The sequence below is a fragment of the Streptomyces sp. NPDC126503 genome (assembly GCF_040302405.1).
Taxonomy (GTDB): Bacteria; Actinomycetota; Actinomycetes; order Streptomycetales; family Streptomycetaceae; genus Streptomyces; species Streptomyces gulbargensis.
Map to the genome: position 1 here is coordinate 17,083 of NZ_JBEORS010000002.1, position 12,701 is coordinate 29,783.

10 protein-coding genes are annotated in these 12,701 nt (G+C 70.6%); 5 read left to right on the plus strand and 5 right to left on the minus strand.

What is annotated here, in order from left to right:
* Positions 1 to 39: 39 nt before the first annotated feature.
* Together cydB and ABTY40_RS02865 are read right to left on the minus strand one after the other, a co-directional pair.
* Positions 40 to 1,041 carry a cytochrome d ubiquinol oxidase subunit II gene (gene cydB, locus ABTY40_RS02860; RefSeq protein WP_352057870.1) on the minus strand — a complete coding sequence of 334 codons (1,002 nt, stop codon included), beginning with the start codon at positions 1,039 to 1,041 and terminating at the stop codon, positions 40 to 42.
* A gap of 18 nt (positions 1,042 to 1,059) precedes the next feature.
* The gene (locus ABTY40_RS02865; protein WP_352057871.1) at positions 1,060 to 2,568 is read right to left on the minus strand and encodes a cytochrome ubiquinol oxidase subunit I; all 1,509 of its coding nucleotides are present in this window, start codon (positions 2,566 to 2,568) and stop codon (positions 1,060 to 1,062) included.
* Between the two features lie 199 nt (positions 2,569 to 2,767).
* Here ABTY40_RS02865 and ABTY40_RS02870 point away from each other — a divergent pair, with 199 nt between their 5' ends.
* Entirely contained in the window at positions 2,768 to 3,148 is a 381-nt protein-coding gene (locus tag ABTY40_RS02870; RefSeq protein WP_352057872.1) for a cyclophilin-like fold protein, read from the plus strand.
* A gap of 27 nt (positions 3,149 to 3,175) precedes the next feature.
* On the opposite strand, the gene hisC is transcribed toward ABTY40_RS02870, so the two are convergent.
* Entirely contained in the window at positions 3,176 to 4,273 is a 1,098-nt protein-coding gene (gene hisC, locus ABTY40_RS02875) for a histidinol-phosphate transaminase (RefSeq protein ID WP_352057873.1), read from the minus strand.
* 519 nt (positions 4,274 to 4,792) lie between these two features.
* Here hisC and ABTY40_RS02880 point away from each other — a divergent pair.
* The 3 genes from ABTY40_RS02880 to ABTY40_RS02890 all read left to right on the plus strand — a co-directional run bounded on the left by ABTY40_RS02880 (position 4,793) and on the right by ABTY40_RS02890 (position 8,514).
* Complete coding sequence (locus ABTY40_RS02880; protein ID WP_352057874.1) at positions 4,793 to 5,899, plus strand: LacI family DNA-binding transcriptional regulator; 1,107 nt, start codon at positions 4,793 to 4,795, stop codon at positions 5,897 to 5,899.
* 359 nt (positions 5,900 to 6,258) lie between these two features.
* Positions 6,259 to 7,695 carry a metallophosphoesterase gene (locus ABTY40_RS02885; protein WP_502990472.1) on the plus strand — a complete coding sequence of 479 codons (1,437 nt, stop codon included), beginning with the start codon at positions 6,259 to 6,261 and terminating at the stop codon, positions 7,693 to 7,695.
* A 159-nt stretch (positions 7,696 to 7,854) separates the two neighbouring features.
* Complete coding sequence (locus tag ABTY40_RS02890) at positions 7,855 to 8,514, plus strand: hypothetical protein (RefSeq protein WP_352057875.1); 660 nt, start codon at positions 7,855 to 7,857, stop codon at positions 8,512 to 8,514.
* A gap of 101 nt (positions 8,515 to 8,615) precedes the next feature.
* Here the strand turns inward: ABTY40_RS02890 and thiC are convergent, their stop codons facing one another.
* Positions 8,616 to 10,442, minus strand: coding sequence for a phosphomethylpyrimidine synthase ThiC (gene thiC / locus ABTY40_RS02895; RefSeq protein WP_345280471.1), 1,827 nt, complete (start codon positions 10,440 to 10,442; stop codon positions 8,616 to 8,618).
* A 181-nt stretch (positions 10,443 to 10,623) separates the two neighbouring features.
* On the opposite strand from thiC, the gene ABTY40_RS02900 reads away from it, so the two are divergent.
* Positions 10,624 to 12,018 carry a YibE/F family protein gene (locus ABTY40_RS02900; RefSeq protein WP_502990473.1) on the plus strand — a complete coding sequence of 465 codons (1,395 nt, stop codon included), beginning with the start codon at positions 10,624 to 10,626 and terminating at the stop codon, positions 12,016 to 12,018.
* A 214-nt stretch (positions 12,019 to 12,232) separates the two neighbouring features.
* Here ABTY40_RS02900 and ABTY40_RS02905 read toward each other — a convergent pair whose 3' ends face one another.
* Positions 12,233 to 12,667, minus strand: a complete 435-nt coding sequence (locus tag ABTY40_RS02905; protein WP_345280591.1) for an SsgA family sporulation/cell division regulator — start codon at positions 12,665 to 12,667, stop codon at positions 12,233 to 12,235.
* Positions 12,668 to 12,701 lie beyond the last annotated feature (34 nt).

The window sequence follows — 12,701 nt, forward strand, 5'->3', positions numbered from 1 at the left end:
TGCGGGGCCTCCGGGTCCCGGACGCGGGCCCCGGCGGCCCTAGTGCGCGTCGGCGATGTGGTGCGTGCCGATGCGCTTGCGGAACACCCAGTACGTCCAGCCCTGGTAGAGCATCACCAGCGGGGCCGCGATGGCCGCGCACCAGGTCATGATCTTCAGCGTGTACGGGCTCGACGACGCGTTCGTCACCGTGAGGCTCCACGCGGGGTCGAGCGAGGACGGCATGACGTTCGGGAAGAGAGCCAGGAACAGCATCGCCACCGTGGCGGCGATCGTCACCCCGGACAGCCCGAAGGACCAGCCCTCACGGCCCGCCCTGATGGCGCCGATCGCCCCGACGAGCGCCACGACGGCGACGGCGGCCGCGACCAGGCTTCCGGTGGAACCCTTGTCAGCTTGCGTCCGGACCAAGAAGCCGAGGGCGAGGACGGCGGTGACCAGGCCGAGCTTGAAGGCGAGGGCCCGCGCCCGGACCCGGATGTCCCCGACCGTCTTGAGCGCGGCGAAGACCGCGCCGTGGAAGGTGAAGAGGGTGAGCGTGACCAGGCCGCCGAGGAGCGCGTAGGGGTTGAGCAGGTCCCAGAAGCCGCCGACGTACTCCATGTCGCGGTCGATCTTCACACCGCGCACGATGTTGCCGAAGGCGACGCCCCAGAGGAAGGCGGGGATCAGGGAGGTCCAGAAGATGGCCTGCTCCCAGTTGCGCTGCCAGTTCTCCTCGGGCCGCTTGGCCCGATACTCAAAGGCGACCCCGCGGATGATCAGACAGACGAGGATGATCAGCAGCGGGAGGTAGAAGCCGGAGAACAGGGTGGCGTACCACTCGGGGAAGGCGGCGAAGGTGGCGCCGCCCGCGGTGAGCAGCCACACCTCGTTGCCGTCCCAGACGGGTCCGATGGTGTTGATGAGCACCCGCTTCTCGGGCCGGTCGCGGGCGAGCAGTTTGGTGAGGACCCCGATCCCGAAGTCGAATCCTTCGAGGAAGAAGTAGCCGGTCCAGAGGACGGCGATGAGTACGAACCAGACGTCGTGGAGTTCCATGCCTCGATCTCCTGAGCCTCAGTACGAGAAGGCCATGGGCCGGTCGGCGTCGCGGGTGTCCCCGCCGATCGTGGTGGGCGGGTTGAGGTCGTCCTCGGTCAGCTCGGGCGGGCCGGCCTTGACGTACTTGACGAGCAGGCGGACCTCGATGACGGCGAGGATCGCGTAGAGCAGGGTGAAGACGGTCATCGAGGTGAGAACCTCGGCGGTGGAGACGCCGGGGGACACGGCGTCGCGGGTGCGCAGGACGCCGTAGACGACCCACGGCTGGCGGCCCATCTCGGTGAAGATCCAGCCCCAGGAGTTGGCGATCAGCGGGAACGCCATGGTCCACAGGGCCACGAGCCAGTACCACTTGGTCAGGCGGGGGCTGAGGGCCTGCCGCCTGAACAGGACCAGATGCGGCACCTCGTCCTCACCGGTCCGCAGGTCCGGCGGCAGCAGGAACTTCTTGCGGGTCAGCCAGAGACCGGCCATGCCGATCGTCAGGGAGGCCATGCCGAAGCCGATCATCCAGCGGAAGCCCCAGTAGGCGACGGGGATGTTGGGCCGGTAGTCGCCGGGGCCGTACTTCTCCTGCTCGGCCTTGTTGACGTCGTTGATGCCGGGGACGAACGAGGCGAAGTCGTCGTTGGCCAGGAAGGACAGCAGGCCGGGGATCTCGACGGCGACCTTGTTGTGGCCCTTGTCGACGTCGCCGTAGGCGAAGATCGAGAAGGGGGCGGGAGCCTCGCCGTCCCAGAGCGCCTCGGCGGCGGCCATCTTCATGGGCTGCTGCTTGAACATGACCTTGCCGAGCAGGTCGCCGCTGATGGCGGTGCCCATGCCGGCGATGATCAGCGTGATCAGGCCGAGCCGGAGCGAGGTCCGCATTACGGGGATGTGCCGCTTGCGGGCCAGGTGGAAGGCGGAGATGCCGACCATGAACCCGCCGCCGACGAGGAAGGCGGCCGTCATGGTGTGGAAGAACTGGGTGAGGGCGGTGTTCTGCGTGAGCACCAGCCAGAAGTCGGTGAGTTCGGCGCGGCCGCGTTCCTCGTTGATGCGGTAACCGACCGGGTGCTGCATCCAGGAGTTCGCCGCCAGGATGAAGTAGGCGGAGAGGATGGTGCCGATCGACACCATCCAGATGCAGGCGAGGTGGATCTTCTTCGGCAGCTTGTCCCAGCCGAAGATCCACAGGCCGATGAAGGTGGACTCGAAGAAGAACGCGATGAGCGCCTCGAAGGCGAGCGGCGCACCGAAGATGTCACCGACGAACCGCGAGTAGTCGGACCAGTTCATGCCGAACTGGAACTCCTGCACGATGCCGGTGACGACGCCCATGGCGATGTTGATCAGGAAGAGCTTGCCCCAGAACTTCGTCGCACGGAGGTACTTCTCCTTCTCCGTGCGCACCCACGCGGTCTGGAGACCGGCGGTCAGCGCGGCGAGCGAGATCGTCAGGGGGACGAAGAGGAAGTGGTAGACGGTGGTGATGCCGAACTGCCAGCGCGCCAAGGTCTCTGGCGCAAGAGCGAGGTCCACGTCTTCTCCTTACATCGCCGTGGTGCATCGGCAGTTTGTCCCTTTGATCCCCCACAAAGGGGACAAGCGGGACGAGCTTGTGAACGCGTTCACATTCACAAGCATTATGACTCATGCGAAATCCGTACCGGCAATCGGGGGTCCCCCTGTCGAAGGTCAAGCCTTCCCAAGACCTTCAACATATTGTTGAATCCGGGGCATGACCCTTCGGATACGCATCTCCTGGCCGGCCGGGCACACCACGGCCACCCTGGAGGACACCCCCACGAGCGCCGCGCTCGCGAGGGCCCTCCCGATCTCGTCCACCGCCCGCACCTGGGGCGAGGAAGTGTATTTCGACACACCTGTCTCGGTACCCCGCGAAGAGGGGGCACGTCAGGTCGTCGACCCGGGCACGGTGGCCTTCTGGACGGAGGGCGACGCGCTGGCCCTCCCCTACGGCCCGACCCCGATCTCCCGGGGCGACGAGAGCCGCCTCGCCAGTCCGTGCAATCTGCTCGGCACGCTGGACGGGGACCCGCGGATCCTGGCCACCGTCAGGGACGGTGACCCGATCCGCGTCGAACGCGCGCAGGGCTGACCGGCCCGCGCGCTCCCCGGGGGCCGATCAGCCCTCCTTGCGGAAGCCCTCCGCCGCCTTCAGGAACAGGTCGTTCGCCTCGGACTCACCGATCGTGACGCGGACGCCCTCCCCCGCGAACGGCCGCACCACCACGCCGTGCCGCTCGCACTCCGCCGCGAAGTCCATGGTCCGCTCGCCCAGCCGCAGCCAGACGAAGTTCGCCTGGGTGTCCGCGACGGTCCAGCCCTGGGCCACGAGCCCCGCGTGGACGCGCTCACGCTCGGCGACCAGCGACCCGACCCGTCCGAGCAGCTCGTCCTCGGCCCGCAGCGAGGCCACCGCCGCGTCCTGCGCCAGCTGACTCACCCCGAACGGCACCGCCGTCTTGCGCAGCGCCGCCGCCACCGGCTCGTGGGCGACCGCGAAGCCGACCCGCAGGCCCGCCAGGCCGTACGCCTTGGAGAAGGTGCGCAGCACGGCGACGTTCGGCCGGTTCCGGTACAGCTCGATGCCGTCCGGAACCTCGGTGTCACGGACGAACTCGCGGTACGCCTCGTCGATCACCACCAGGACGTCGGAGGGCACCCGGTCCAGGAAGCGCTCCAGCTCGGCCCGGCGCACGGCGGTGCCCGTCGGGTTGTTGGGGTTGCAGACGAAGATCAGCCGCGTCCGGTCGGTGATCGCCTCGGCCATGGCGTCGAGGTCGTGCACCTCGCCCTCGGTCAGCGGCACCTGCACCGAGGTCGCCCCGCTGATCTGCGTGATGATCGGGTACGCCTCGAAGGAGCGCCAGGCGTAGATCACCTCGTCGCCCGGGCCCGCGGTCGACTGGATCAGCGACTGGGCGATGCCGACCGAGCCGGTGCCGGTGGCGATGTGCGAGGCCGGCACGCCGAAGCGGTCGGCGAGCTCCTGCGTCAGCGCCGTGCACGCCATGTCCGGGTAGCGGTTGAAGGTCTCGGCGGCGCCCACCACGCTCTCCATGACCCCCGGCAGCGGCGGGTAGGGGTTCTCGTTGGAGGAGAGCTTGAAGGCCACCGGACCACCGGCGGCGGCCGGCTTGCCCGGCTTGTAGGTGGGGATGCCGTCCAGCTCGGCGCGCAGCTTCGGGCTGCCGGTGCTCGTCCCGCTGGTCTCGCTCACAGTGTGGCCTCCTCGACCGTCCGTACCACCAATACTCCTCACCTTATGAGGATTCGCCGCCGCTGCGAATGGCCTGTGGACAACAGGAGGGACACGCTGGGGAAACGGGCACCCGGGCCGGGCCGCGCGGGACGGTCCGGAGGCCCGCGCCCGGGGGTGGGGCGGGACGGACGGACGGACGGGGTGGCGCGGCGGATGGCCGGCCCCGGCCGCGGCGAAAGGTCCCGCCCGGGAGAGGGAGCGGACGGGCGAAAGGCCCTGGGGGCGCGCGGACGGGTGGCGCGCGCCGGTGGCGAGCGCCGTGGCGCGCGTCCCTCGAAGAGGTGAGTTGCGACCACTCGGCCGCCCCCGCCGCTCGCCAGGTCCACGCCACCCCAACCCCATACAGCACAGGCGTTTATCCCCAACAGCCTTGCTTTTCACGGCATTTCAATGATCGGATCATGCAGAAACGTGACTGCAAGGGGCCGCATATGCAGCCGTCCCGACCACCCCCGGTCGCCCTACTATCGGCTCGCCATGACAGCAGCAGGGAAGCACCAGGTGAGCCGGGCACAGACCCGGGGAAGCCGGCAGGGCCGAGCAGGCATCCGGGACGTGGCCGCCGCCGCCGGGGTCTCCATCACGACTGTCTCCGACGCGCTCAACGGCAAGGGCCGACTCCCGGACGCCACCCGCCGCCACGTCCGCGAGGTCGCAGACCGGCTGGGCTACCGCCCATCCGCGGCGGCCCGCACCCTCCGTACCGGCAAGTCGGGACTCATCGGCCTGACCGTGACCACGTACGGGGATGAACCTTTCACCTTCACCGAATTCGCGTACTTCGCGGAGATGGCCAGAGCCGCGACCTCGGCCGCGCTCGCCAGGGGCTACGCCCTGGTCATCCTCCCCGCCACCTCCCGCCATGACGTCTGGTCGAACGTCGCCCTCGACGGCACCGTCGTCATCGACCCCTCCGACCACGACCCGGTCGTGACCGAACTGGTCCGCCAGGGCCTGCCCGTCGTCTCCGACGGACGCCCCGCCGGCACCCTTCCGGTCACCGCCTGGGTCGACAACGACCACGAAGCCGCCGTCCTCGACCTGCTCGACCATCTCGCCGCCGCCGGCGCCCGCCGCATCGGGCTCCTCACCGGCACCACCACCGACACCTACACCCGCCTGTCCACCACCGCGTACCTCAACTGGTGCGAGCGGGTCGGCCAGGACCCCGTCTACGAGGCCTATCCGGCGCACGATCCGTGCGCGGGCGCCGTCGCGGCCGACCGGCTGCTCGCCCGCCCGGACCGGCCCGACGCCGTCTACGGCCTCTTCGACCCGAACGGCACCGACCTCCTCGCGGCCGCGCGCCGCTACGGGCTGCGCGTCCCCGACGACCTGCTGCTCGTCTGCTGCAGCGAGTCGACGGTCTACGCCACCACCGAACCGCCCATCACGACCCTGTCCCTCAAGCCGCGCCGCATCGGTACCGCCGTGGTCCAGCTCCTCATCGACGCCATCGAGGGGATCGATACCGACGGACCGGTCGAGCAGGTGATACCGACCGAACTCATCGTCCGCACCTCCTCGCAGCGGCGCTCGCCCCGCACGACGGTCAGCCCGCCGCGCTCACCCTCCAAGGACTGACCGCCGACCGGGCCGCGGCCCGCGCCTCGGCCGGGAGCCGACCCGGTTCCCGGCCGGGGACCGGAACGCACCGGTCCGGGCCGGAAGGGACCGAGAGGGACCCGCCGAGGAACCACCGTCCCCGCCCCTGCCCGTGGGCGGTGACGGTCAAACCGGACGCCTCACCGGGTTGAACCCTGGACCGGACCTTCTCAATTCGGGCGAAACAACCGGTGAACCCGGAGTGGACCCGGATTCACCACCCCTGGTGCGTCACACAGGAGGACCCTCATTCCTATGATGGGCGGACGACACCGCGGACCACCCCGACCAGGCCGGTCCGCGATGTGCAGGGCATCGCGACGGTGGTGGAGGGGTCGATGACTCAGGGGGCCGGGCAGGAGCCCGTGGTGCGCACGGCGACATTGCGTGACTTCCGCGTACCGCCGTACGCCCGCGTGCCCGTTCAGGGCCACGCCACCGAACCGCCGACGGGAGACCAGCCCCCGGCCGCGTCGCCCCCGCCGGCGCCCCCGGCGCCCCCCGTACCGCCGACGGCCCCGCCCGCCCCCGCGGCTCCCCCGGCCTCCGCCCCTCCCCTGCCGCCCACGGCTCCGGCGCACACCGCCGCCCCGCAGCAGGTGGACGCGCAGGCCGCCCCGGCACCGAGTGCGCCGCCGCCGCAGCCCCACGCGGCCCCGCCGACGGCGCAGCCGGCCGCGCCCGAGTCCCACGCGCCGGTGCCCGCGCCCCAGCCCGCCGACCCGACCCTGCACCTCGGTCGGCTGCCCGCCTCCACGTACCCGGATCCGGCCGGCGCCTCCTCGATCGTCGCCGTCGCCACCGGCCACCCGGGCAACGCCTTCCCGGAGGGACAGGCCCCCGAGGGCTACACCCCGACCGAACGCGACCTTCCGGTGATCAACCGCGGCGACACCGTCCAGGTGCACGTCACCCCGGCCCCCGCGCCCTCCCCGGGCGCCGCCGCCGGTGACGGCCCCGGACCGCTGTACGTGGTCGGAGACGTCCACGGCTACCTCGACGAACTCGTCGCCGCCCTCTACGCGCAGGGCCTCATCGACGAGAACGGCGGCTGGGCCGCGGGCAACGCCCGCCTCTGGTTCCTCGGCGACTTCACCGACCGCGGCCCCGACGGCATCGGCGTCATCGACCTCGTCATGCGGCTCTCCGCCGAGGCCGCCGCCGCCGGCGGCTACTGCAAGGCCCTCATGGGCAACCACGAGCTGCTGCTCATCGGCGCCAAACGCTTCGGCGACACACCGGTCAACTCCGGAGCCGGAACCGCCACCTTCCAGGCCGCCTGGCTGCTCAACGGCGGCCAGAAGACCGACATGGACCGGCTCCAGGACGTCCACCTCCAGTGGATGTCCCGGCTCGACGCCGTCGTGCGGGAGGACGACCACCTCCTGCTGCACTCCGACACCACCGCGTACCTGGAGTACGGCGAGACCATCGAGGACGTCAACGACACCGTCCACGAGATCCTCAACCGGAACGACGCCGACGAGGTCTGGGACCTCTTCCGCAAGTTCACCAAGCGCTTCGCCTTCCGCGACGACGCCGGGCCCCAGGCCGTGCAGGAACTCCTGGCCACCTACGGCGGCCACCGTGTCGTCCACGGCCACAGCCCCATCCCGTACCTCCTCGGCCAGGTCGGCACGGAGGACGGCGAGGACTCCTCGGGTCCGGTCGTCGACGGTCCGCACGTGTACGCCGACGGCCTCGCGATCGCCATGGACGGTGGCGTGACCATGGCCGGAAAGCTGCTGGTCGTCCAACTCCCCCTGCTCGCCTGACGCGTCACCCTCCGCACCCGGAACAGTCGAATTCCGGAAACTCCCTGTCAGCGCCCGTGGTCCCCGCAATACCATCGGACCATCCGCAAGCAGGCTCTCCTCCGTTTCCGCCCAACCCGCCGCTGCCTGCGGCGCTTCGGGCCTACGGAGCATCGGGGGATGCACATGAACGTGGCTCCGCACCTGCTGACCGAGGACCGTGCCGAGTACGAGCGGGTCCTCGACGACGCACTGCGTACCGCCGGGACGCGGCCGGAACTCGACGGTCTCGGCACCCGGCTGACGAGCGCCCAGCTGCGCTCCATGGCGCTCAACGCGACAGCGCTGATCACCGCCGCGGCGGCGGCCGAGTACGACCACTTCGTCAAGGTCCGGGAACAGAGCCGGGCCCCCGCCGCCCCCGGCCCGCCCACCGCGCACGACGGTCCCGGTCCCGGCGTGGTCGCCATCGTCACCGTCATGGTGCCCGTCCTCGCCGGCTCGGCGGCCGCGATCTTCCTGCTGGTCGGGGCGGTGCTGCACGCCGTGGCCCCCACCGTCGTGTTCGGCGCGACCCTGCTGACCGCCGGCCTCGTCTTCGGCGCCATCGCCGCCGGGGGCCTGCTGTGCGCGGGCGCCGGCCTCCTGGTCACGGCCCTGCGCAACAGCCCCGCCGCGGCGCACCGCGACGGTCCGGCCCCGGCCGACGACCTCTCCCTCGCCCGTGAGGCCTGGCGTCAGGCCCTCCTGGAACGCGGCATCCTCCCCTTCCTCGCCGCCGCCCTCGCCGCCACCACACCCCCCGACCCGGCCCCGTCACCGGATCCGTCCACCCCGTGAGCCGTACGCCGCCCGACCACGGGAAGGCATCCGCGCGGAGAAAAACGGAACCGGCCGGCGACTCCCCCCGAAGCCACCGGCCGGTTCCCGTCGTACGGAGGTCAGTCCGCCAGCGGCAGGTACACCCGGTTGCCGCTCGCCGCGAACTCCGCCGACTTCTCCGCCATGCCCGCCTGGATCTCCTCGGCCTTCAGGTCGCCGCCGTGCTCGCGCCGGATGTCCTGGGAGATCTTCATCGAGCAGAACTTCGGGCCGCACATCGAGCAGAAGTGCGCCGTCTTCGCGGGTTCCGCGGGCAGCGTCTCGTCGTGGAACTCACGGGCCGTGTCCGGGTCGAGCGCCAGGTTGAACTGGTCCTCCCACCGGAACTCGAACCGCGCGTCGGAGAGCGCGTCGTCCCACTCCTGGGCGCCGGGGTGCCCCTTCGCCAGGTCCGCCGCGTGCGCGGCGATCTTGTAGGTGATGACGCCCGTCTTCACGTCGTCCTTGTTGGGCAGGCCCAGGTGCTCCTTGGGCGTGACGTAGCAGAGCATCGCGGTGCCCCACCAGGCGATCATCGCCGCGCCGATGCCGGAGGTGATGTGGTCGTAGGCGGGCGCCACGTCCGTGGTGAGCGGGCCGAGCGTGTAGAACGGCGCCTCCTCGCAGATCTCCTGCTGGAGGTCGATGTTCTCCTTGATCTTGTGCATCGGGACGTGCCCGGGGCCTTCGATCATGGTCTGTACGTTGTGCCGCTTGGCGATCGTGTTCAGCTCGCCGAGCGTGCGCAGCTCCGCGAACTGCGCCTCGTCGTTGGCGTCCGCGATCGAACCGGGGCGCAGCCCGTCGCCCAGGGAGTAGGTGACGTCGTAGGCCGCGAGGATCTCGCAGAGCTCCTCGAAGTTCGTGTAGAGGAAGTTCTCCTTGTGGTGGGCGAGACACCAGGCCGCCATGATCGAGCCGCCACGCGAGACGATGCCGGTCTTGCGGCGCGCGGTCAGCGGCACGTACGGCAGGAGCACGCCGGCGTGGACCGTCATGTAGTCGACGCCCTGCTCGGCCTGCTCGATGACCGTGTCCTTGTAGATCTCCCAGGTCAGCTCCTCGGCCTTGCCGTCGACCTTCTCCAGGGCCTGGTAGAGCGGCACGGTGCCGATGGGCACGGGGGAGTTGCGCAGCACCCACTCGCGGGTGGTGTGGATGTTGCGGCCGGTGGACAGGTCCATGACCGTGTCGGCGCCCCACTTGGTCGCCCAGGTCATCTTCTCCACCTCCTCCTCGATGGAGGAGGTGACGGCGGAGTTGCCGATGTTGGCGTTGACCTTCACCAGGAACCGCTTGCCGATGATCATCGGCTCGATCTCGGGGTGGTTGACGTTGGCCGGCAGCACGGCGCGACCGGCGGCGATCTCCTCCCGTACGACCTCGGGGGAGACGTTCTCGCGGATCGCCACGTACTCCATCTCCGGGGTGATCTCCCCCCGGCGGGCGTACGCGAGCTGGGTCACCGCCCGGCCCTCCCGGCCGCGGCGCGGCAGGCGGGGGCGGCCGGGGAACACGGCGTCGAGGTTCTTCAGCCCGCCGCCGCGCGGCGAGGTGTGCTTGATGCCGTCGTCCTCGGGGCGGACCGGCCGGCCCGCGTACTCCTCGGTGTCGCCCCGCGCGATGATCCAGTTCTCGCGCAGCGGCGGAAGGCCCCGCCGTACGTCGGTGTCGACGGTGGGGTCGGTGTACGGACCGGACGTGTCGTACAGGGTCACGTCCTTGCCGTTGGTGAGGTGCACCTGACGGACCGGCACCCGCAGATCGGGGCGCGAACCTTCGATGTACCCCTTGTGCCAGCCCGGCGTCCGCCGCTCCGAGGCGTTCGCTCCGGAGACGTCCTTGTCGGCCGCGTTCCCGGCGGTGTTCTCGCCGGAGGCAGGCGTGTGCGCATCCTGAATGGTCATGAGACCGAATCTCCCTACGCCGGCATTACCCGGTAACAGGTTCGGCGGTCGGCGCAGCGTGTCGTCAGCGCCCTCTCAGCCCGGTGCTCCGAGCTCCCGCGTGTGCAAAGGTGCCACCACGCTAGCGTCATCCCTGGCGTGCTGAACAGTGGGCCCCCGACGTTCTTGCGATGATCGGTCGGTGACTTCCTCGCAGCAGACCCCCGATCCGCACGACCACGGCCACGGTGCGGGCGGCCATGGCCACGGTCACGCACCCCCGCCCGTCCCCCCGCACGCACCCGGCTCCGGCCACGGGCACAGCCACGCACACGGTCCCGCCGCGCCCGTCTCGCGTCACCTGCGCAGGGTCATCGCGGCGGTCCTGATCCCCTTCGCCACGGCGGTCGTGGTCGGTCTCGCGGTGCTGTGGCCGGGCGGCGCGCCGGCGCACGAGCGGACCGGCGTGGGTTTCGACCGCCAGACCGAGCAGGGCACGGTCGTCTCGGTCGAGCGGGTCGACTGCAAGGACGTGAACGCCGCCCAGGTGCCACCGACCGGTGACACCTCCACCCCGCAGGGCCGGGAGGCGGTCAACGCCCAGCAGGGGCAGTGCGAGAAGGCGACGGTGGAGGTCACCACCGGGAAGGACAAGGGCCGCAGGTTCGTCGAGATCGTGCAGCCGGACGCCCCGCGCCAACTGGACCAGGGGCAGGGCGTGGTGGTGGCGTACGCGCCGGACGCGCCCCGCGACCTGCAGTACTCGGTGACGGACGTGAACCGGAAGATGCCCATGGCGCTGCTCGCCGGCATCTTCGCGCTGGCCGTGGTGGTGGTCGGGCGTCTGCGGGGGCTGATGGCTCTGGTCGCGCTCGCGGTGAGCTTCCTGGTGCTGACCTTCTTCATCCTGCCGGCGATCCTGGAGGGCTCGAATCCGCTGGTCGTGGCGGTGGTCGGGTCGAGCGCGATCATGCTCATCGCGCTCTACATGTGCCACGGCCTGTCGGCCCGCACCTCGGTCGCGGTGCTGGGCACGCTGATCTCCCTGCTGCTGATCGGTCTGCTCGGTTCGCTGTTCATCGGCTGGGCCTCACTGAGCGGCAACACCGACGACAACACCGGCCTGATCCACGGCCTCTACCCGAACATCGACATGTCGGGTCTGCTGCTGGCGGGCGTCATCATCGGTTCGCTCGGCGTGCTCGACGACGTGACGGTCACCCAGACCTCGGCGGTCTGGGAGCTGCACCAGGCCGATCCCGGCATGGGCCCGCGCGCGCTCTACCGGGCGGGCATCCGGATCGGAAGGGACCACATCGCCTCGGTGGTGAACACGCTCGTCCTCGCCTACGCCGGTGCGGCCCTGCCGCTCCTCCTGCTGTTCTCGATCGCGCAGAGCAGTGTGGGCACGGTGGCCAACAGCGAGCTGGTGGCCGAGGAGATCGTACGGACCCTGGTCGGGTCGATCGGTCTGGTCGCCTCCGTGCCGGTCACCACCGGGCTCGCGGCCCTGGTCGTCTCGGCCGACCGCCCGGGGGGAACCGGCGGCAGGAAGCCCTCGGCCGGCGGGGGCGGACGGCGGCGCCGCGCCAAGTAGGACGCGCCACCGGGCGCCGTACGCCTTCGCCGCCGGCGGGGATGCCGTGCGCTCCTACCGGCGGCCAGGGTGCCGTACGCCTTCACCGCCGTCGGCGGGAGAAGGTGCCGCGTGACGGCGCGGACGGCGGCCCCGGGGCGTACGTCCCGGGGCCGCCGTCCGTTCACCGGCGCCGGCGACCGCCCGTCAGGGCGGCCTCCGGCCTCCGGGGGAGTCAGCCGGCGTTCTCCTCGGCCAGGATCCGGCCGAGAGCCGCCTCCAGGTTGTCCTCGAAGTCGCCGAGGGTGCATTCCTGCCCCAGCGGCACCAGCTTGTCCGTCCGGTCCAGGAAGGCGACGAGCGGCGGCGCGCTGGCTCGGAACAGCGCGCGGTCGCTTCCCACCTGGAGGCGGATGGAGACGTCGGAAAGTCCTTCGGGTTCGGTGGGGGCGATGTGCACATCACCGTCTCCGCTGGGCCGGTTGATCCCGTCGAGCAGCAGTTCCCTGCCGAACGCCCAGGTCACCGGGGCGTCCCCGGGGAGATGGAAGGTCATGCGCACCGCGTAGGGATCCCGGGTCTCATATCGCAGTTCGACCGGGATCTTGAAGGAGAGCTCCTCGGAGACGAGGAAGCTCATCAGGACCTCGGCCTGAACCGTCTCTCGCATCATGTACCCCGCAGTCGATGGAGCAGTTGTGTAA